13 protein-coding genes are annotated in these 21,557 nt (G+C 61.3%); 2 read left to right on the top strand and 11 right to left on the bottom strand.

Annotated features, from left to right (window positions below; genetic code table 11):
- Positions 1–9: 9 nt before the first annotated feature.
- The 3 genes from EXY20_RS15800 to EXY20_RS15790 all read right to left on the bottom strand — a co-directional run bounded on the left by EXY20_RS15800 (position 10) and on the right by EXY20_RS15790 (position 3,240).
- Positions 10–1,086: a Gfo/Idh/MocA family protein gene (locus EXY20_RS15800; RefSeq protein ID WP_135552789.1), complete on the bottom strand. Its 1,077-nt coding sequence runs from the start codon at positions 1,084–1,086 to the stop codon at positions 10–12.
- A 72-nt stretch (positions 1,087–1,158) separates the two neighbouring features.
- Positions 1,159–2,133 (bottom strand): aldo/keto reductase, encoded by a 975-nt coding sequence (locus EXY20_RS15795; RefSeq protein WP_167859265.1) that lies wholly within the window; start codon positions 2,131–2,133, stop codon positions 1,159–1,161.
- A gap of 111 nt (positions 2,134–2,244) precedes the next feature.
- Complete coding sequence (locus tag EXY20_RS15790) at positions 2,245–3,240, bottom strand: Gfo/Idh/MocA family protein (protein WP_135552785.1); 996 nt, start codon at positions 3,238–3,240, stop codon at positions 2,245–2,247.
- Positions 3,241–3,653: 413 nt separating this feature from the next.
- Between EXY20_RS15790 and EXY20_RS15785 the strand changes: the two genes are divergently transcribed.
- Positions 3,654–4,538 (top strand): YitT family protein, encoded by an 885-nt coding sequence (locus EXY20_RS15785; RefSeq protein ID WP_135552783.1) that lies wholly within the window; start codon positions 3,654–3,656, stop codon positions 4,536–4,538.
- Positions 4,539–5,566: 1,028 nt separating this feature from the next.
- Here EXY20_RS15785 and EXY20_RS15780 read toward each other — a convergent pair.
- The 7 genes from EXY20_RS15780 to EXY20_RS15750 all read right to left on the bottom strand — a co-directional run bounded on the left by EXY20_RS15780 (position 5,567) and on the right by EXY20_RS15750 (position 19,381).
- Positions 5,567–10,474, bottom strand: a complete 4,908-nt coding sequence (locus tag EXY20_RS15780; protein ID WP_135552781.1) for a CBM96 family carbohydrate-binding protein — start codon at positions 10,472–10,474, stop codon at positions 5,567–5,569.
- A 39-nt stretch (positions 10,475–10,513) separates the two neighbouring features.
- Positions 10,514–12,157: a DUF4955 domain-containing protein gene (locus tag EXY20_RS15775; RefSeq protein WP_135552778.1), complete on the bottom strand. Its 1,644-nt coding sequence runs from the start codon at positions 12,155–12,157 to the stop codon at positions 10,514–10,516.
- Between the two features lie 33 nt (positions 12,158–12,190).
- On the bottom strand, positions 12,191–14,527 hold the full coding sequence (locus tag EXY20_RS15770) for a helix-turn-helix domain-containing protein (protein ID WP_135552776.1): 2,337 nt from the start codon (positions 14,525–14,527) through the stop codon (positions 12,191–12,193).
- A gap of 47 nt (positions 14,528–14,574) precedes the next feature.
- Positions 14,575–15,462, bottom strand: a complete 888-nt coding sequence (locus EXY20_RS15765; RefSeq protein WP_135552769.1) for a carbohydrate ABC transporter permease — start codon at positions 15,460–15,462, stop codon at positions 14,575–14,577.
- Between the two features lie 35 nt (positions 15,463–15,497).
- Positions 15,498–16,484, bottom strand: a complete 987-nt coding sequence (locus tag EXY20_RS15760; RefSeq protein ID WP_135552767.1) for an ABC transporter permease — start codon at positions 16,482–16,484, stop codon at positions 15,498–15,500.
- Between the two features lie 22 nt (positions 16,485–16,506).
- Positions 16,507–18,198, bottom strand: coding sequence for a type 2 periplasmic-binding domain-containing protein (locus EXY20_RS15755; protein ID WP_135552765.1), 1,692 nt, complete (start codon positions 18,196–18,198; stop codon positions 16,507–16,509).
- Positions 18,199–18,388: 190 nt separating this feature from the next.
- A complete protein-coding gene (locus tag EXY20_RS15750; protein ID WP_135552763.1) occupies positions 18,389–19,381 on the bottom strand; it encodes a hydroxyacid dehydrogenase in 993 nt (330 codons plus the stop codon).
- Positions 19,382–19,596: 215 nt separating this feature from the next.
- Here EXY20_RS15750 and EXY20_RS15745 point away from each other — a divergent pair, with 215 nt between their 5' ends.
- Complete coding sequence (locus EXY20_RS15745; protein WP_167859264.1) at positions 19,597–20,451, top strand: helix-turn-helix transcriptional regulator; 855 nt, start codon at positions 19,597–19,599, stop codon at positions 20,449–20,451.
- A 317-nt stretch (positions 20,452–20,768) separates the two neighbouring features.
- Here EXY20_RS15745 and EXY20_RS15740 read toward each other — a convergent pair whose 3' ends face one another.
- Positions 20,769–21,548 carry an SDR family NAD(P)-dependent oxidoreductase gene (locus EXY20_RS15740; RefSeq protein WP_135552758.1) on the bottom strand — a complete coding sequence of 260 codons (780 nt, stop codon included), beginning with the start codon at positions 21,546–21,548 and terminating at the stop codon, positions 20,769–20,771.
- Positions 21,549–21,557 lie beyond the last annotated feature (9 nt).

The following is a 21,557-nucleotide window of genomic DNA, read 5'->3' as shown; positions in this document are numbered from 1 at the left end:
CTCCGAATGCTAGAAATTCCAGTCGAGCTTCACGAGCTCGCCGGTGCGCGACGATTGGTAAATCGCGTCGAGAATAAGATTGTTCGTAAAGCCGCTCATCGCCGACGTAATCGGCTCCTTGCCTTCGCGCACGCACTCGAGGAAGTGGCGGCTCAGCCGGATGCGGCTGCCTTCGTCGTTCTCCGGAGAAGTGAACTCCGTTTCGATCGGACGGTCGAACTTCTCCGTCAGGAACTTGCCTTTGCTGCCGCGCAGCGCGGCGCCGCCTTCGGTGCCCATCAGGTGAATGAACGGCGTGCTGTCGGTGTCCATGTGTACGGCCCAGCTCACTTCCAGCGTCAGGGACGAGCCGTCCTCCATCTTGATCAGCGCCGTGGCCAAATCTTCGACATCGTAAATGCCGTTCCAGTTCGGCGTTCCCCACGTGCCGATGCCGCGTTTGCGCGGGCCGAACTCGGCGTAAGTCGAGCCGAATACCGAAACCGGCTTCGGATTGCCCATCAAATAAAGCGCCAAGTCGAGCATATGCACGCCGATATCGATCAGCGGTCCGCCGCCGGATTGGCTCATTTGCGTAAACCAGGTGCCCCAGCCCGGGATGCCCTTGCGGCGGTACCAGCCGGTTTTGGCCGTGTAAATTTTGCCGAGCTCGCCGGCTTCCACTTGCTTCTTCACGATTTGCGCCGCATGCTCCCAGCGCATCTGGTGGCTGATCATCAGCGTTTTGTCGGAAGCCGCCTTGGCCCGCATAATTTGTTTGGCCGCTTCGAGGCCGATGGCCATCGGCTTCTCCAGCAGCACGTGTTTGCCGGCTTCGAGCGCTTGCACCGTCAGCGGCGCATGAAACTGGTTCGGCACGCAAATACTGACCGCGTCGACGATGTCGCTGGCGATCAGCTCCTCCGGCGATTTGAACAGGTGCGGAATGTCGTATTCCTTGGCGCGCGCTTCCGCCAGCGGCAAATACGTATCGGTGACGGCAACAACCTCGCATTCGTTGCCAAGCTTTTTGTAATCGCGGATGTGGACGTTGCCGATGTTGCCGGCGCCGATGACGCCGATTCGGATTTTATCGTTTGCTCCCATTGCCTGAAAGTTCCTCCTTCAAAATAGTTCCCTCATGTTCGATGGCATTGCATTCGCCAGAACGTCATCCGTTCAGACGACCGCCGGTTCGGTCAATGACCGCAGCTCTTCCGGGGTCAGCACAATGTCCGCCCCTTCCAGCGACTGTTCCAATTGTTCCACCGATGCAGGGCCGATAATCGGCACCGTCGGAAACGGCCGGTTCGTCAGGCTGCCCAGCACGATCGCCGACACCGGCACGTTGTGACGCGCCGCCAGCCGCTGCGCCCGCTCCAGCCTGGCCAGCGTCGTATCGTTGCAATAGACTCGCCGCACGCCTTCCTTCAGGCTGTCCGGGCCGCCGGCCGCCAGCTTGCTGAACACGCCTTGCGCCTGCGACGTGTAAGCGAACACCGCCATACCCGCCTCCAGGTAGTAGCCGTAAGCGGCTTCATCCATCGTCACAAGCGTCTTGTCGCCGATGGAGCCCGGATTGATGGCGGCCAAATTCCACAAAATCTGGCTGCCTCCAAACGGCTGCAGCCCATGCTCGCGCGCATACGCCTGCGCTTCCGCGATCCGTTCCGGCCGCCAGTTCGAGCAGCCAAAATAACGAATATGGCCGGCCTTGACCTGATTGTTCATCGTTTCGACGATTTCGCCCGCCGGCCGGTTCGCGTCGTCGCGATGCAGCCAGTACAAATCGATGGCGTCCACGCCGAGGTGCCGCAAGCTGTCGTGCACGTCAGCCGAGATGTCGGCCTCCGAGAGCCGCGACTGCTGCATGGCCCCAAGCGGAGGATGCCCGCCCTTCGTCGAAATGACAATCCCCCGGGCGCCGCCCCGCCGCTTCAGCCAGCGGCCGATCGCTTTTTCGCTGGCGCTCGGTTCCGGGTTGATCCAGTTGGCGTAAACGGCCGCCGTATCGAGCAAATTGCCGCCCCGCTCCACGTACGTGTCGATCATCCGGAACGACGCGGCATCGTCCAGCGCGGTGCCCAGCGGCACGGTGCCGAGCGCAATGCGGGACACGTCAAGCGACGTGCCCGGCAGTAAAAGCTGCTTCATGCTTTGCCTCCCGGCGCTTGCGATTGAAAGACGCTTCGCCATAAAACTTCGCCCGCCGGCTGCGATATTCCTGCCGGCTGCTCGAAGTTATGTCCTCCTGCCGCTTGAGCGTCAGGCCGTTTGTTCGCCGTCCAGCAAGACGACGCCTTGCGGATTGTAGTCCGCCGCCTGGTAAATCATTTCCGACAACGTCACCACTTTCAGCGCAAAATCGCCCGGCACCAACACCTCATGCTTGCCGAGAATGGCGTCGATGAAGCTTTTGTCCTGGTTCGTCGTTTGCGGCGGAAGCTCCGGGACGACCGCTTCCTGCCGGAACCGGCGCAGCGTAATTTTTCCGTTGTCGTAAAAGATGCCGCCCGTCTCTCCGCAGAATACGTACGTTTCATGCCAGCACGGCGCATTTCCGACCAGATTGAGGCCCGCCACCGCGCCTTCGGCGAAACGAATCGACGTAAACGTGTCCAGTTCGACGGCCGTGCCGTGCATGTGCAGCTGCGGCTTCACTTCGATCGGCGTCAGCCCGGTCGTCCAGAGCAGCACGTCGATGATATGGCTGCCGGAATCCATCAGGAAGCCGCCGCCGGACAAGGCCGGATTTTGCCGCCAGGAGCCGGTTGTTGCGATCCCCCATTCCTGGTACAGCGAAGCGGTGACGCTCGTCAGCTTGCCGATTTCCCCGCGGGCGATCGCGTCGCGGATATAGAGGAACTCCGGCTGGAAATGCCGCTGGTACGACACCTGCAGTTTGCGGTCCGCTTGTTTGGCCGTTTCGATCAGTTGCTCCGCTTCGGCGGACGAACAAGTCATCGGCTTCTCCAGCAGCACGTGAAGGCCGCGCTTCAGCGCTTCCGTCGCCTGCTCGAAGTGCAGCGTATGCGGCGAGCAGATGACGACGGCATCCAGCTCCGTCTGCGCCAGCATGTCGCGGTAATCCGCAAATTGTCCCGCCCCGTGCAGGTTGTATTTGTCCGTAAAAGCGGCGCGGTTGTCCGCGCTGGTGTCGGCGATCGCCGCGATGACGACTTCCGGCAGTTCCTGCAGTTGGCGCGCATGCCAGCCGGCGATGCCGCCGGTGCCGATCATGCCGATGCGAATGGTGCTCATGTCCGCAATCCTCCTGTCATATGGCGCTGCCTTCCGGCAGCTCTTGGGAACCATTGTCGTAACTTTATGCGCATGAGTGAGAAAACTTCTATCGATGCTTTTCCAAGATGAGCGACCGCACTTCCGCCCCACCAAGCGACGTGAAGCTGCGAAGCGAAGTCCGGGTACTTTGCTGGGTTCCCGGGAGAGGCAGGTTTTATCGCCAATTCAAATTTATTCGTCAGCTTCGCAAACTTATCTTATAAATTCTGATGGGGTAAGTAAAGTGCGTAATTGCGCCTAACGCGGCCTAACGTGCAATGGGACGACATGCGATTTTTTTTGGCGAAAACGCCTTCAAAACTTGCAATCCGCCCCCCCGGAACGTTAATAATGGTATTACGGACTGTGATACTAGGAAATGAGGTTGCGACATGAAGCCAACGCATGAAAATGAACACCCTGTAAAACCAGCCATTCTCAAAAAAATATTGCGGGCGCTGGCAGTAATCGTCGGCTCCTTCATCACCGCCTACGGCCTGGAAACCGTCCTGATCCCGAACAACGTGTCGGACGGCGGCGTGACGGGCCTGAGCATCGTCGGCTACGAATTGTTCGAATTGCCGCTGGGCGTCCTGATCGCCGTGCTGAACATTCCGTTCGTTTTCCTCGGCTACAAACAAATCGGCAAAAGCTTCGCCATCAACTCGATCCTCGGCATCGCCTCCCTGGCGATCGGCACTTCCGTCATGCATCATCTCTCTCCGATCATTGAAGGCGACACGCTGCTCATCACCGTTGTCGGCGGCATCATTATCGGCTTCGGCATGGGTTTGGCGCTGCGCAACGGCGGCGCTCTGGACGGCATCGACATGCTGGCGGTGCTGCTGTCGCGCAAGCTGCCTTTTGGCACGAGCGATCTTATCCTGTTCCTGAACCTGTTCGTGTTTATCGTCGTCTCCAGCGTGTTCGGCCTGCAGGGGGCAATCCTGTCGGGCATCGCGTACTACATCGCTTCCAAAGTGATCCATATCGTCGAAGAAGGGCTCAGCGGCGCCAAAACGTTCAAAATCATTACCCGCCAGCCCGAAATCATGGTTGAAACGATCCGCGACCGCCTGGGGCGCGGCGCCACGTACAACATCGTGCAAGGCGGCTACTCCAACGAATCGTTCAAGGAAATCACCTGCGTCGTCAACCGGCTCGAAGAAAGCAAGATGAAGGAAATTATCCAGAACATCGATCCGAACTCCTTCATTATGGTGTACGACGTGGCGGAAGTGAAAGGCGGCAGCTTCAAGAAGCACGATATTCACTGATGGCGGCGCAAAATAAGCCCCCCGGGCGGCGGGGCAGCCGGAGGCGCGGGATTTAGCGCATGTTTCATGCGCTGCAGCGTCGCCGCGGGCCCCCAGCGAAGGATTTAGCGCATGTTTCATGCGCTGCAGCGTCGTCGCGGGCCCTCCGTGGGGCTTTTAGCGCATGTTTCATGCGCTGCAGCGTCGCCGCGGGCCCTCCGCGGGGCTTTTAGCGCATGTTTCATGCGCTGCTGCGTCGCCGCGGGCCTTCCGCGGGGCTTTTAGCGCATGTTTCATGCGCTGCTGCGTCGCCGCGGGCCCTCCGCGAGGCATTTAGCGCATCAGTTTCAGCCTTACAACGGCGGTTCGGCGAGCGGCGGACGAAATAAGGCTGATTCGACGTTTCGGCGTGCGGCGAGCTAAATAAGGCTGATTTCAGCCTTACAGCGGCATTTTCGGCGAGCGGCGGACGAAATAAGGCTGATTTCAGCCTTGCAGCGACGTTTTCGGCGTGCGGCGAGCTAAATAAGGCTGATTTCAGCCTTACAGCGGCATTTTCGGCGAGTAACGGACGAAATAAGGCTGATTTCAGCCTTACAGCGTTTTGGCACGATCTCCGTCGAAGACAGCGCGGAAGCGGACGGCAAGTACAAGGAGCTGACGGACAATCCGTCCTGGAAAAAAATTCCCACCGTCAAAAGCAACCAGGTCTGCAACCTTGGTAAACGGTGGTCGAACTACGAGGCGCTTACGCTGGACTGGGAGCTGGACGAAGCGCTCAAGCTGCTACGGCAAAATAAGCCATAAAAAATGGCCTATTTCGCCAAAATGAGGTAGGCGCAACAAAATAGCCAGCGAAAACGCTGGCTATTCGCGCCGAAAAGGCCAAATGAAAGCAATATGCGACAAATAGCCAGTGAAATCACTGGCTATTTGTGCGGCGAGGCGGGAAATCGGGCAAATAGGCCATCTTTTATTGCTTATTCGCCCGGCCGCCCAGCCAGCCGCCGGGCCACTGGCCCGGCCATACGCCGGCGCATCACCCGCCGCTAATTCGCCGCCGTCGTCACCGTCAAATACGGCCGGTAGACAGGGTTCGCCACCTCCTTGCTCTGAATGCCCAGGTACCCTTCAACCGTCTGCGTGCCGATGCCGATGCTCGCGATGCCGTCGCCGGGGGAGCCGGCGTACTGCGCGTACACGTACGGCGTCACGTCCAGCTCGACCCAGTTGCCCGCCGCCGTCACGACGCCGGACGCGAGCGCGCTGCCGAGCGCCGGCCGGTTCGCCGCCGTCAGCGCCGCCTCCGTCCACGTATCGTCGGCGACGCCGTAAAGCGTGAGGTCCGCCTCGTTGCCGGGGGCGAGCGACGTTTTTTTGATCGCGAACAGGTGCAGCTTGGCGCTGACGATCCGGCTGCCGCCCGCAAGCGACGATAAATCGAATTTCATGTACCCGTTGCGATAGGCGCCGGGGTCGCTGGGCGGATTTTTGATCTCCATCGACGTCTGGCTGCCGAAGTTGTCGTTCGTCCGCCAAACGACCGTATAAGCGTCGTCCGTCGGCGCAAGGTTCGCGCTGCTCATCGAGTAGACGGACGCCGTGGCCGTGCCCGTACGGCCTGCCGCGTCGACGAAAGCGAAGGTGAAGCTGCCGTTGGCGCGGAACGTGTAGCTGGACGAGCCGCCGTTGTTCGTGACCGTCACCGGCTCGCTCGGCACGAGCGTCGCCACGGTGCCGCCGTACGTCGCCGCTTCGACGCTGTAGGCGATCGTCGCCGTGGGCCCCGTCACGTCGACCGCAAACGTCCGGCTGTGCACGAGCCCGGGGTTGCCGCTGCCGTCCCTGGCCCGGTAACGCAGCTCGTACGTGCCGTCCTGGTCGAACAGCAGCGGCGCGGTATACGGCAGCCAGGTCGTCTCGCCGTCAAGGCTGTACTCGAGCGAAGCGCCCGTCGGGTACGGATCGGCATAACCGAGCGTGGCCGTCACCGGCGACGCATACCGGCCGTTCAGCCCTTCCGGCTCCGCCGGAGACAAGGCGAGCGTGGCCGGCGGCGCTCCTTCCCGCGTCGTCACCTCCAGATATGGCCGGGAATTGGCGTTGCCGACCTCCTTGCTCTGAATGGCGAGGTAGCCTTCGCTCGTCTGAGTGCCGATGCCGAAGCTGGCGACGCCGTCGCCGGGGGAGCCGGCATATTGCGCATACACATAGGACGTCACATCCAGCGCGACCCAGTTGCCCTGCGCCGCCACGACGCCCGACGCAAGCGCTGCGCCGAACGCCGGCCGGTTCGCCGCCGTCAGCGCCGTCTCCGTCCACGTGTCGTCGGCGACGCCATAGAGCGTGAGGTCCGCCTCATTGCCGGGGGCGAGCGACGTTTTTTTAATCGCGAACAAGTGCAGCTTGGCGCTGACAATCCGGCTCTCGCCCGCCAGCGGCGCCAGATCGAATTTCATGTAACCATATCGGGACGTGCCGGGATCGCTCGGCGACGATTTGACCTCCATCGTCGTCTGGCTGCCGAAGTTGTCGTTCGTCCGCCACGACACCGTATACGCATCGTCCGCCGGCGCGAGCGAAACCGCATTCGTGCCGTCGTACACGGCAATCGCCATGCTCGCCAAACGCGTCTGCCCGTTCAGCCGGATGACCGCACTGATCGTCGCCGTGCCGATGCCGCCTGCGGTCACAACTCCGTTTGCGTCCACGCTCGCCACAGACGGCAAATCGCTGGTAAACCGCACCTCCGCGCCCGCAAAGCTGGCCGGCGTGGAATCGCTCATCGTGCCGGACAGCGTGAGTGCGGCGCTTTGGCCAAGCACGATGCGCGGCTGCGGCGCCGTAAGCGAAACGGCTTTCAGAAACGGGTTGCTGTCGAACACGCCCGCTTCGGTAATGTTGTTCCAGGCGCTCTGGCTGTTGCCACGGCCGATCACCTTCACGTAACGGGCCGACGTAGCGGCAAAATCGAAAAACTGCAGGTCCTGCGTCGTGCCGCTGCTGCTGCCGCTGAACACCGTCGTCCAATTGTCGCCATCCTCTGAGAGCACGATATCGACATTGGCGGTGCGCGTATTGCCTGCGTAGAACGCCAGCGCCACGCTGCTCACCTCGCGCACTTGACCGAGATCGAACTGCAGCCATTTGCCGATGCCTTCCTCCGTCCAGGACGTGGCAAAATCGTTGTCGATCGCATTCGCCGGATTGCCGCTCTCCCCGCCGCTCGAGGCGACGCCGACAATATCGAGCGTGCCCGCTCCGCGCGGATGCCGATAAACGAGATCGAACGTATACACCGCCTGCGCCGAGCCATCGGCCGAGGTCACAACCACGGTCGTGGCGCCGGGCACCTGCTGCGCGGGGATCGTTTCCACGCTGGCGTTCGCGTCGGCGGGAATAGCGACGATGCCGGGAACGTCGGTGCGGCCGACAACCGGCACCGTGTACGCAAACGTACCGGCATCAAAATCGTCCACCGGCTTGCCGTTCACCGCCACCGCCTTCAGGCTGGCATCGGCGCCGGCTTTCGTTCCGTTCGCCGTCATCCGCAGCGTGGAGCTGTTGCTGTCCCAGGACACCACGGAATGGAACGCCGCGCCCACCAGCTGCAGCGGCACATAAACCGTTTCATTCACCGACGAAGGCGCGTGCCGCAGTGGCACGACGACGTTGTCGACAAGCGCGTCCGGATCGTCCACCGTCAGCGCAAACGTGCTGCCGCCGGCGCTTCCCGTTGCCGTATGCATCGTCCCGTTCCACGTCCACGCGGCCCCAAGCGCGGCGAATACGGATGCGAACGGAACCATCACCGTGCCGTCCTCCGTGCGGGCCGCTTCCGGCAGCGTAAACAGCTGGCCGTCGCGGACGATTTGCATCCCTTCGGTGAGGTAGTCGTTTGCGCCCGACAACGTCGCCGAGTCCGTCGCCGTATTCAATACTACCGTTTGATTGCCCACGGCAAACGTCCATTCGTTGCCGCTTCGCGTGTAGGCCACCGGCCTCGGCGTACCCGTCGCGGCCGACCACGAGAAGGCGACGGCGTTCTGCAGGCTGTCCGTCGTTGCCGCCAGCTTGACCGCATTTCGCGCCAGCGCGTCGTAGCGGGTAAGGATGCGCCGCGAGTCGACCGTTATATCGAGTCCTTGCGGCGTCAGCGGCACGATTCGCAGCGCGGACGATCTCCCCGGCACCAGGAACCCGCCGTCCGTCTGGCGGATGAGGGACTGATTTTCCGGCCAAAAGCGAAATTCCAGCGCGCGGGGCGCAGCGAGCGCCACGTCGTCGACGACGATCAGCACGTCCGGCTTGAGGAACAGCAGGTGCCGCCTGTATTTGCTCAGCCCAAGCGCCGGGGCGTACGCTTCCGTCGCGTCGCCGACGATGTAGTCGAGCCCGGGGGACGACGTCGCTTCGGCCACATACGGCTCCGCTCTCAAGTCATGATACGGCTGCATGTTCAGCCAGTCGCCGCCTTCGCCGAGCTGCCCCTGGCCGTCGATCATCAGCGTGTTGTGGCCCACGGTCAGCTTGGGCATCGCGTACCCGTCGTCGCGGATCAGCGACTCGCCGTCGCCGAACAGCAGGAACGAGTTCGCGGCCGGGTCGACGTGAGCCGCTCCCCAGTCGTACTGCGGGCTCAGCCCGCTGCTAAGCTCCGCTTCCTTGTGCCCGAGCGGCGGCCCGGAGCGGAAAAACAGCGCCGATTCGTCCCCGTCCCAGGAGCTGCGCGCATTTACGATGTCAAGATCGTTGAAATGATTCATCGTCGCCACTTCTCCGGCCGCCGGCGAAACGGGCGCTATCGTCGGGTCGTACCAGAACAAGTCCATAAACACCCGCTTGGATGTAGTGATGCCGGCCGCCACCGTTTCGTCCGCCAGCCATTGCGCATACCCGTCGTCGAACTTGCCGGCGAGAAGCCGCAGCATGTGCTCCATCACGTTGCCGTTGCCGATGCCGTCGGCGAAAGCGAAGAAGTACCGATCCTTCGTCCAGGCATCGCGCGGCAAAAAGTTTTGCAGCAAAAACGCCGACGTTTGCGAAAACCACGCAGTTGTAAACAAATCCGTTCCCAACAGCAACTTGGCCATGTCGGCATATTGAAACAAGCTTTCCATGCCGTAGAACCAGTAGTCCATGCCTTCATGGTTCGTGCCGTCGGCCGGCAGCACCGACATCGTCGTGCTGAAATTGCGGTTCGCCGTCTCCAGCCAAGGCAGCAGCGTCGGTTCTTCGTCGTACAGCGCCATCGCGGCGGCAGCCATGCCGGAAACGGCTACCCACATATGGTTTTGCAGCCAGGAGCGGTTCCAGTAGGACTGCCTGCCCTGCGTCGCCTTCTCGTACACCTTGCCGCCCTCGAGCAGCATCTTGGCGCGCATCGTCGCTTTCGTCGGCGCGTCCAGATCGGCGAACAGCCAGTCGTAGGCGAGCGCAAGCGCCATCAGCGTCTGGCCGGTGGCCAGGTCTGGCGCCAGTTCCCACTGCGGATAGCCGCATGCGGCCTCGATCCATTCCACAGCCGAGTCGAGATACTGCGGATCGCCGCTGAGCAAATAGGCCATGGCCAGCGTCGGGATATTGTCGCCGATCGAGGCAAACACCGGATCGGCCGTGCGCAGGGTGCCGTCCACCGTCTGCGGCGGATGCGTCGCCACGGCGTCGGCCGCCTTGGCGTACGTGGCCGAAACTACGCCCGCGAACGCCGGCTGCACGCTCTTCGCGCGCACGTCGGCCAAACCGGCGGCATCCATCATCAGCCGGGGATGCGCGCCTTCGTACGATTCCAGCCGATCGTAGTCGATGGCGAACGCCATCGTATCGAGCCCCTGGTAGATCGGATCGTCCCCGCTTCCTTCCGCGCGGCTCGGCGCGGCGATCCATGGAACCAACATCGTCAATACCAGCGTCAACACCAGCGTCTGGCTCAGCAGACGCGATTTGAATCGCAACATATCAAATCGAACCCCCTCTTATTCGATTGATTGGGCCGGTTACGCCTGTGCCAGACGAAGCTCCAGCTGCGCCCGATACAACGATTCCGGTCCGACGTGCCGCTCGTTCAGACCTTCCGCGTAAATCCATTCGTCGTCGCGGTCCGAAACGCAGCGCTCGATGCGCACGACTCGCTCCGGGTCGCAGGCGTGTGCGCCGACGACGATGCTTTTCGGGTACAAATGATGGTCCTGCAGCGTGTCAAGCTCCTGCTTGTAGCTCCGGTACCAGGCGAAAAACAGTTCGTCCAGCCGCTCCGCCTCGTTCTCCGCGCTTGTAACCATCCGCTCCTCGCGCCAGTACGTGTTCATGTTGTGCCGGGCCGGCGCATGTCGGTAGCCGATATTCCAGAATGTGTTGTGATGGCCGCTGTGCGGCAAATTGGCGATTGCGCCGCCGCCCGACAGCTTGGCGACGCCGAGAAAACGGTCGAACAGATTGGCGCTCGGCGCGCCGCCGCCGTGCAAATCGATTTCCGTTCCTTCCGCAAGGAAACGGATGCGGGTGAATACGTTGCCCTGCGTCGTGCCTTCGATGCCAACCCCGTGCGTCAGAAACGCATGCAGCGCAATGTCCGCGAACAGGTTGTCGCAGGCGTGGGCGTAGCACTTCATCCCGTAATGGCCGGGATGCCCGTACATCGCCACGTCGCGTACCGTCACATTGCGGCTGTCGCGCAGCTGCACGCCTTGCGTGTAATTGTCCACGGCCACGTCCCGCACCCAGCCGTGAGCGACGCGGTGCAAACATATGCCGCTCCAGCCGTAATCGACCTCGGGGTTTTTGTGATGGTAGTAACCGCCCCCGTCCCAGGCGCTCTCCAGACGGATGTGCTCGATCCCGATCTCCGTCAGCATCGGCATGCGGCACACGAACGGCTCGTAGCGCAGCGGCAGGTCGCGGCGCAGCGGCTGCCGCAGCAGGATGCGCCGTCCGTCCAGCACCCGCTCGACCTCCGCCAGCCACTGGTAGGAATTCGTCCGCCGCACTCCCGCAGTGAAGGCGTCCTTCATCTTCGGGTCCGGCTCAAACGGCGCGAGCATACTGCGAATAAGGCTGCCCTCGTCATCCGTGTTGCGCATGCACAGCAGGATGCAGTCGCCGGCTGCGAGCTGAGAAGCATCCGTCAGCTGCAGGATTCGGTCGCCCTTGCGGCTTTCCGCCGCCAGCTGCGCCACCTGCGGCAAATCCCGCGGACTGAGAAACCGGTCGTTGCCGAACAGCGCGCCGCCGGTATGAATAATGCCCGGCGACAGCCACGGCTGCGCCTTGTGCAGCAGCGGGCGCCGCTTGCAGAACACCGTCCCGTCCTTGCCGCTGCCTTCCCCCCGCAGCACGATCCGGCTGTGGTCGATCGCGATGCCCCCGGGCCTTTCGGGGTCGCCGTTCAGTTCGTAGCGCCCGCGCGGGAACAAGATGACCCCGCCGCCGCTTGCGCCAACCGTATCGATCAGCTGCCCGATCCGTTCGGTAAGATCCTCCCCCGTGTCCGGCACGATGCCGAAGTCGCGCACGTTAACGCTCGCCTCAAGCCCGGGGATCGGCTTCTCCCCGTAGCCGTAACCGGCGTAAGAAAAGTCGGGCAATACCGAGCGCTTCGCATCGGCGGCAAAATCGTCAAAAATCCGGGCGTTTCGGCCCATCGCTCCATTCCTCCACCGCCCGGCACCACCCGGCTACAGCTTCATTTTGTATTGGCCCGGCGTGATGCCTTCGTATTTTTTGAACGTGCGGATAAACGCGTTGCTGTTGTAGTAGCCGACCCGCACCGCGGCTTCGGCGATGCTGACTCCGTCCTGGGCGAGCAGCTCCTTGGCCCGGGCCAGCCGCACGCGGTTGATGGCATCGAGCATGCTCTCCCCCGACTGCTCCTTGAACAGACGCGACAAATGCCCGCTGCTGACGCGAAAATGCTCGGCGATCGTCGACACGCTCAGGTTGACGTCCTGGTAGGCGGCGGCGATATAATCGAGCACTTCCTCCTTGAGGCCCGATCCGCGGCTGTCCCGGCGTTCGGCGGTCAGACGGCACACCTGCTCGACAATCGTCGTCATCTCGCGCTTCATCTCCGCTGCGTCGGCGCATTGCAGCACTCGGGGAACGAGCTTCAGCGTCTGCGCGAAGGCGCTCCGGTCGCCGACATTCATTTCGTTAATCGTTTTCATAATCGTGCCGATCATGTCGAAAATCAGGCATTGCGCCACCTCGACGGGCAAACGGCGAAATTCGCCGTTGGCGGCGAATACGTCCAGCAGCGCTTGTTCCGCTTTGGCAAAATCGCCGATCTGCATGTAGTTGATGAGCTGCCGTTCCTGCTCCAGCGGGTAGGCGTACGTATGCTCCAGCTCCGGCTTGCGAATCCGGTCGTAGACGATGATCCGGTTCATGCCGTACACCATCTTGTACTCCATCGCCTCCAGCGCCTCCTGGTACGCGGCGGCAATGCCGTCGATTCCCGGATGGGCGCCGCTGATCGAAGCGGTGAACGCGATGTGGAACCGATCGCGGATGAACGTCTGCGCCCGCATGGCGATGTCCGCCAGGCCGTCGTCTTCCTCCCCGGCAGCGCCAGCCGCCGGACGCAGGTTGACGAGACAGGCGATCATTCCTTCCGTTTCCGCCGAATAACAGCGATGGCGCTCGTCGATCAGCTCCCCGACGATGTTCTGCACGATCAGGTACACGAAGCGCAGCTTCTTCTCTTCGTCGTCTTCGCCGCCGGCATCGAACAGCACGGCAAAGTCCTCAATATAAATCAGCATCACGGCAAAACGGTCCGACACGAACGGCAAATCGTACGCCGTCAGCGCCTCGTCAAGCGGATAACCGGCCTCCAGCCGGCCTTTCATCAGGCGCAGAAGCAGGTTGGCGCGAATCATGCCCTTCTGCTGCTCCAGCTGCCGGTGGATGCGGTCGCGTTCGCCGAGCGTGTGATGAATCGCGTGTTTGATGTATTCGTACTCGTCCATGGCCGAGCCTGCGGTCGGCTTCGTCCTCCCCGCAACGAGCAGCAGCAGCTCGCGCACCGGGTTGTAATTGCGCCGGGCAAAAAACACGGCCGCCGCCACGCCGATCGCCGTACACAGCAGCAGGCTGGCAACGGTCAGGTTGCGCACGTACTTGGCTTTCTGCAGGAATACGTCCGATGGCAGCACAGACACGTAGGTCCACTTGGTCACCTCCGACGACACGTAGGCCAGCGTCAGCGGCTCGCCGTCCAGCTCGGCGCGGGCGATTCCGCCCTGCTCCGTCAGCCTGGCGCCGATGGCGGCGGCCTTGGGCGCGTCGAACGGCGCAGTCGAAGCGACGACGCGGCCGCCGTCGAGAATGAGCACGGCGCCCTGGTGCACCCATTGCAAATTGCGGATCGCCTGCCGGAACCGTTCGGTATCGAACAGGATCACGATTTGCGCCGGCGTTTCGCGGATCTCTTCCACCGGCACGGAGCGGGCGAAGGCGATCGTTTCGATTTCGCTGCCCGAATCGTTCTTGCGCACAAGCGTCGTGTACGCGCCGGTCGGCAGCCCGTTCATCTGTTCGAGCCATTGCGAATACGACAGCTGCGCCGTTTCGAACGTCATCCGGTAGAACAGGCTGGCGTCGGCAAAATACGTTCGCGACGTCATCACCGATTGGGTGTGCCGGAAATAGACGTAGAAATCGTCGATAAACCCGTTCAACGTCGCGTACAGCTTAAAATCCTTGAGCATTTCGCTCATCTTGTACTTCTGCTCGGGGGACAGCGGCCCGCGCGCCTGCGCCAGCTCGACCACCCGCGCATTGAAGGCAATCTGCATGCCGAACCGCTCCACCTCGCGCAGCTGGCTGTCCATCGCCTGCTGCACCTGCTTCAGCAGCGCCGTGTTGGAACGATTGATTTCGTCCTCGATCACGCTGCCCGAGCGAAAATAAACGAGCAGGCTGAACACGTTGGGGATGAGCAGGATGAGCGCGTAAGAGGCGATCCAGGATAGCAGGACGCTTCGTCTGAGCGAGCGGGTTTCGGCCGGCATGCGTGTCCCTCCATGATGCGAATCTGAATCGGATCTGATTGCTTGCGCTATTCCTTTAGCGCGCCGATCATGACGCCTTTGACGAAATATTTTTGCAGAAACGGGTAGACGAACAGCACCGGAGCGGTGGCGACGACAATCGTTGCGTATTTGATGCTTTCGCTGACCGATTGTTTGTCGAGACTCCCGACCCCGGTCATCATGCTGTCCGTGTTGTTCTGAATCAGGATTTCCCGCAGGATCAGCTGCAGCGGGAAAAGCGAACGCTCGCGCAAGTAAATCATCGCCCCGAACCAGGAGTTCCAATGGCCGACGCCGTAGAACAGGATCATCACCGAGATGATCGGCAGCGACAGCGGCAGGACGATGCGGAACAGGATTCCGATGTCGCCGGCTCCATCCATTCGCGCCGATTCGATCAGGCTCTCCGGAATTTGCTTGAAGGAGGTGCGCATGACGATCAGGTTCCAGGTCGAGATCGCCCCGGGGAAGATCAGCGCCAGCAAGGAATTGCCGAGATGCAGCGTTTTGTATACGAGCAAGTACGTCGGAATTAGTCCGCCGCCAAAAAACATCGTCATCACGATCAGCACCATCAGCGGCCGGCTCCAGTACACGTCCTTGCGCGACAGGGCGTAAGCGCCGAGCGCGGTCATGAACACGTTGAAGGCAGTGCCGGCGATGACGAGCGTAAGCGTATTGCGGTAGCCCGTCAGCAGGTTCGGGTTTTGCAGCACGAGCTTGTACGCTTCGGTCTGCAGGCCGATCGGCAGCAGCAGCGGCCCCTGGTGGCTCATCAGCCGGTTGGAGTCGCTGAACGACGCCGCCAGCACGTGCAGCATCGGATACAGCGTGACGATGGCGAGCAGCAGCAGGACGATGACGTTGCAGCCGTCGAACAGCCGCTCGGCCGGACTTTTGCGGAATGCCGCCATGCGGTCGCCGCTCCTTTCGTTAGTGGGACTGATTCTTACCACAGGCTGTTGCCGTTTACCCGCCTGGCGAATCCGTTGGCCGCAAGCAGCAGGCAGCAGTTGATCGCCGACTGGAACAGGCCGATCGCGCTGCTGTAGCTGTATTCGCCGCCGGCAAGGCCGCTGCGGTATACGAACGACGATATCACGTCGGCGGTCGCATACGTATTCGGGTTATACAATAGAATAACTTTTTCGAAGCTGACGTCCATCATTTGACCCATTTTCAGAATCAGCAAAATGACGACGATCGGCATAATCCCGGGCAGCGTGATATGCAACATCTGCCGGAACCGGCCCGCTCCTTCCACCTTGGCCGCCTCGTACAGCTCCGGATTGATGCCGCTGAGCGCCGCCAAATAAATGATCGAGCCCCAGCCGATTTCCTGCCAAATGCCCGAGCTGATGAAGATGGTGCGAAAATTGCCCGGCTCCGCCAGCAGCGCCGTCCGTTTGCCGCCGAGCCAGACGATCAGCTCGGTGACGAGGCCGTGACGGCTGGTCAAATCGACGACCAGCCCGCACACGACAACGACGGATATAAAATGAGGCAAATAAGCGATCGTCTGGATCAGCCGCTTGTACCAGTTGCGGCGCACTTCGTTCAGCAGCAGCGCCAGCACCAGCGGGGCGGGAAAACCCCACAGCAGCTGGTATACGCTGAGGAGCAGCGTATTGCGCAGAATGCGCCAGAAATAGTAGCTGTCAAAAAATGCGGTGAAATGCGTTACGCCTACCCACGGACTGTCCCAGATGCCCTTGGCGATATTGAACTGCTTGAAGGCGATCACCGCGCCGTACATCGGCGCGTAATGGAAAATCGCGTAATACGCGACGAGCGGCAGCGCCATGGCGTAAATCATCCGGTTGCGCCGGAAATCCTTGCGCAGGAAGCGTCCGAACGACGTTTTCCCGCCTTCCCGGCGCGCGTCCGGGCTGCCCTCGTCCGCCCGGCGCGGGATCGTCTCCTGTACCACACTCATTCGTCGTCCTCCCGCCCGGCGGCTATTTCCTGTTGTTGTAACGGTCCAGCGCCGCCTGCATAATGGCGATCGCCCGGTCCACGTTCATTTTTTTCAATTGGGCCGTATAGTTGTCGAACTGGGCGAGCGATTCCGTCCCCATGATGAATTTGGTCGTCATCTCGACCTTGTACGTGTTCAGTTCGTTCATGATGCGCGCCATTTCGCTTGCTTCCTCCGGCAGCGTCGACACCGGCGGCACCAGTACCTTGAGCGCGTTGTCGGCATATTGCGCCCACACCTTGAGTGCGTCCTTCTGCTCCGGATACAGGTAATACTGCTCCATGTACCGGTCGTCGGAATAGCCCGGGCTCGGGTAGTTGGCGCGGAAATATTTGCCCATTGCGCTTGCGATCGGCAATTTGTCCGGATTGTTCATGATCAGGTCGGTATACGTCGGATAGCCGTTTTTCATCGTATACGTCTGGCCTTCGACGCCGAACGTCTCCAGCATATGGCCTTCCTCGCCGTACAGGTAATCGAGGTATTTGACCGTTTCCGCCGGATTTTTGTTCGCTGTCGTAATCGCCACGGCGCCGCCCGTGTAGTTGTAGTCCCATTCGCGGCGGACGAACTTCGGCTCCTCGCCCTTGTTCAGCACCGGATACTGTGCCGCCGCCAGCTTGAATTGCGGATTCTTGGCCTTCATCGCGTCGATGTATTTGCCGATCGTACCGCCGACAAAGCCGAGAATCGCCCCTGACTTTTCATTCGTGATGTTGGCGTCGAGCATCTTCCCGTCGTTGGTGGCGAAGTCCTGATCGATCAGCCCTTCCGCATACCAGCGGTGGAACGTCTCGAGAAACTGCTTGAACGCCGGTTGCGCCGGGCCGTATTTGATTTTGCCGTTGTCGACGTAGAAGTCGTTGTTGATCCCGAACGCTTCAAGGAACCCATACACCACGCCCAATTGATTGTACATGAACGTAAACGGAGCCGTCGCCCCTTTTTTCTCCTTGAAGGCACGCAGCACGGTCTCCCAGTCGGCGATCGTTTGCGGCATCGGCAGCTTCAGCTCGTCCAGCCAGTCGCGGCGGACGATGAGCCCGCTGAACACGCGGTTTTTGGACACGGTTAATGACGGAAACGCATACAATTCGCCCCGGTCCGTGCGCAGCTGCTTGTTCGCCTCCGGATTCTGGGCCAGCAGTTTCTTCAAATTCGGCGCATTCGCGTCGATCAAATCGTTCAGCTTGATGATGACGCCGTCTTCGATCGCTTTCGTCGGGCTGCCGGGGTAGCTGACCCAGTTCGTTTCGATGACGTCCGGCAAGTCGTGCGAGGCGATCATCAGCTTGAATTGTTCGTCGACCTGGTTGGCCGCCGGATGCTTGAACTGCAATTTGACGTTCGTGCGTTTCTCCATTTCCTTATACATGGCCAGTTCGTTCAAGTTGGACACGACCGAGGACGCATTCGGATTCAGCGCCGCCCAGTACGTCAGCGACAGCGGTTTGGCCGGCGTCGCCGACGGCGCGGCCGATTGTGTTTGCCCCGCCGAAGGGCTCGCCTTGGCGCTCGCCTCGCTGCCGCTGTTCGTTTTGCCGCTGTCGCCGCCGTTCTGGCATCCCGCCGCCAGGCCGAGCGCAAGCGCTACGGTCACGCCGAGTCCCCATGCCTGCTTGCGTTTCCCCCAGGTTGCTTTCTTTGACCCTGCCGCCCTTTTTTGCTCCATACGGACACACCTTTCGTTTTCAGCTTCTGTTGTAACAACGGATGCGCGCGCCGTCTACGGTAAAGGTAGCGCATGCGGCAAGGGGAAGTAAATGCTCAATATCGAATCGCCATCATCAAAAATGGATCGGGGCATCGCCAAAATCGGTTGCGCGTCGCCGGGAAGCGGCGTCCGCTGCCGGGCGTACGCGTCAGCGGGTCATGAGCCGGAACTGGGAGCGCGCGATTGTCAGCGTCAGCGCTTCGCCGCGCTTGTGCCGGGCGATCTCGGCTACCAGCTCCGCCGCAAGCCGAACCAGCTCCGCCTGCCCCGCCACATGCGGCATCAAAAGCGCGTTGTCCGTCTCCCGCAGCGGGCTCGCCTGCGGCAGCGGCTCCTCCTCGTATACGTCCAGCGCGGCATAAATCCGCCCCGTCCGCAGCTCCGCGGCCAGCGCCTGCTCGTCGATCAGCGCGCCCCGCGCCGTATTGACCAGAATGGCGCCGTCCCGCAGCAGCGCCAGCCGCTCCTTGTTCAGCAGCCGGTACGTTTCTTCCGTCTTGGAAGCGTGGAGGGAAACGATGTCGGCGCCGGCCAGCGCCTGCTCCAGGCTGCCGAGCGTCGCATAAGGAAACGCCGCAAGCGCGTCCGCCGTCACGTACGGATCGTACACGGTGGCGGCGATTTGAAACGGCCGCAGCAGCTCGAGCAGATGCCGGCCAACCGTGCCGAGGCCGACGAGTCCGACTCGCGCCTGAAACAAACTGCGGCAGGGGGCCGAATTCCATACACCGTTCCGCAGGTCCGCCTGCCGGCGAACGACGTCGCGCACGGCGGCCAGCATATAGGCGAGCGCCCCTTCCGCGGTGTACATGGCCATCAGCCGGTTGGCGCTGCACACCGTGATGCCGCGGTCGTACACGGCTTCCGTGATGAACGGGGCGACGCTTCCGCCCGGCGTCACAATCAGCTTCAGCGCATCGGCGCGGTCCAGCACCTCCTCGGTAAACCGGGGCGTTCCTCCCCAGGACAGCACGATGCACACTTCCGTCTGCGGCAGCATCAACGCCAGCTCTTCCTGCGTCATGACGCGGCCGTACGGGTTTTCGCGCAAGGTGCCGAGCCCCCGCAGCTCCTCCAGCAGGTGCGGGGGGAAAAATTTTCGTTTGGCGTCGCCTTCCGGCAACGTCATCAGCATGTTCATTTGCAGCGCCTCCGTTTCGAATGGGTCGGGGTATCGTCGATTGTCGATGGTGCACCCGTACGTGCGGTACCGTCTTCATTTTACCTCTCCCGGCGCTGTCGAAACTTGCCTTGCAGGAACGAAAAACATGTGCTATTTTGATCTTGACCGAAGACGGGCGGGCCAGAAAGCTTCATCCGAAACATTACCATCTAAGAGGAAAGGACGGTGCGGCAATGACAATCCGGCTGTTTACGGCGGCCCAGATCATCGATCCCGACACCGGCGCCGGCTATCGCCTGAACAGCACGAACAACAACTATCGCTACTTGCATACCCACGAATATTATGAGCTGCACTGCGTCACCAAAGGGACGATCCGGCACAGCTTCGCCGACGGCACCAGCCATTTGCTGCCGCCGGGCAGCCTGCTGCTGATCCGGCCGGCGGATGCGCACGTCTTCCTGCCGTCCGGCGAAGAAGTGTGCGAATACATCAACATCGCCTACTCGACCGATACGGTGGAGGAGCTGTTTCGTTTTCTCGGCGCCGGGTTCCGGCCCGACCGGCTGCTGCAGGCCAAATATCCGCCGACTCACATCCTCTCCGACTCCGAACGGCTGAAGGTGCTGCGCGGCTTCGAGCGCATTCTGGCGCTGCCGTTCCGGCAGAAGGAATTGATTCGGGCGCAGCTGCGTTCGCTGCTGGCCGAGTGGCTGCCGCGTACGTTTCCCGCCGACCCGTTCGAGGAAGCGACGGCCGCCCCGAGGTGGCTGCTGGACGTGCACGACGAAATGAATCAAAAGGAACACTTCGTGGCAGGCACCGAGCGTATGGTCGAGCTGTCCGGCCGGAGCCGCCATCACCTGTGCCGCGAGTTCAAGAAGCATTTTCGCATGACGCCGACGGATTACGTCAACGGCCTGCGCCTGAACTGCGCGGCCAACCTGCTGGCCGGCGGACGGCTGAGCGTGACCGAAATCGCGCTCGAGTTGAACTTCCACAACCTGAGTCACTTCCATCACCTGTTCAAACGACAGTTCGGAGTCAGCCCGGGCAAGTACCGCCAAGATCGGCGGTTGCCGGGTTAGCGGCAGCGGCGGCGGCAGTGACGGCGGCGCGAGGTAAACACTTGGCATGTTTTGCTGTCGTCGGACCGACGGCGAGTTGGCCGCAGCGGCGATGGTGAGTCGGAGAAAGCGAGTTCAGTAACCGGGTTCAGAAATAGGCCATCTTTTATGGCCTATTTCGACAAAAGTGGGGGGTCGCAGAAAAATAGCCAGTGATTTCACTGGCTATTTGCTCGAAACGAACGATTTGGCGGCCGTTTGGGCACAATAGCCAGTGTTTTCGCTGGCTATTTCCGTCGCAAGGGGGAAAATCGCGCCGATAAGCCATTTTTTATGGCCTATTTGGCGGTGTAGCCGCCGTCCACGGGAATATTGGCGCCCGTGATATAAGCGGATGCATCGGAAGCAAGAAATACGACGATGCCTTTCAAATCCGTGTTCGAAGCCATCCGATTCAGCATGGTTCGGGTGTTGTAGCGCCGGACGAAATCCTCCGGCGTACGATCGGAGGCGATGCCGCCCGGGCTGATGCAGTTGCAGCGGACGTTGTCTTTTCCGTAGTAGCTCGCAGCGAACCGGGTAAAGTTGATCATCCCGCCTTTATGAAAAAAATAGTCCGGGTGCACCTTGAACTCGCCTTCGTACAGCCAGTCGTCGGGCCCGACCATGCCCTGCATCGACGCGATCTGGATGATCGAGCCGGACCGCTGCCGCTGCATGACGTTGCCGAAAATTTTGGTCAGCGCGTAAATGCCGGTCGCATTGATCTGCATGCTTGCGGCGAACAGCGCGGTGTCGCCGTTCCAGCCGCCCTTCATGACGCGTCCTACCGCATTGTTGACCAGCGCATCGAGCCGCCCCTCCCGCTCCAGCAGCAAGTCGCGCGCGGCAATAATCGTCTCCTCCCGCGACTGGTCCGCATAAATGGCGGAAACCGCCAACCCCTTTTCGCGATAGGTCCGCTCCAGGCTGTCGAGCTTGTCTTCGTGGCGAGTGGTAATATACGTCGTTGCCCCCGCTTCCGCCAAAGCCGTGGCAAGCTGCGTGCCGAGCAGCCCGGAGCCGCCGACCACCAGCACAACCTTGCCCTTCAATGAAAACATGTCCATCACATTCATCGTCCCCGC

Origin of the sequence: Paenibacillus cymbidii, from assembly GCF_004764705.1 — a bacterium.
GTDB classification, from domain to species: Bacteria; Bacillota; Bacilli; order Paenibacillales; family NBRC-103111; genus Paenibacillus_AN; species Paenibacillus_AN cymbidii.
This window is presented reverse-complemented; position numbering and strand designations above follow the sequence as displayed.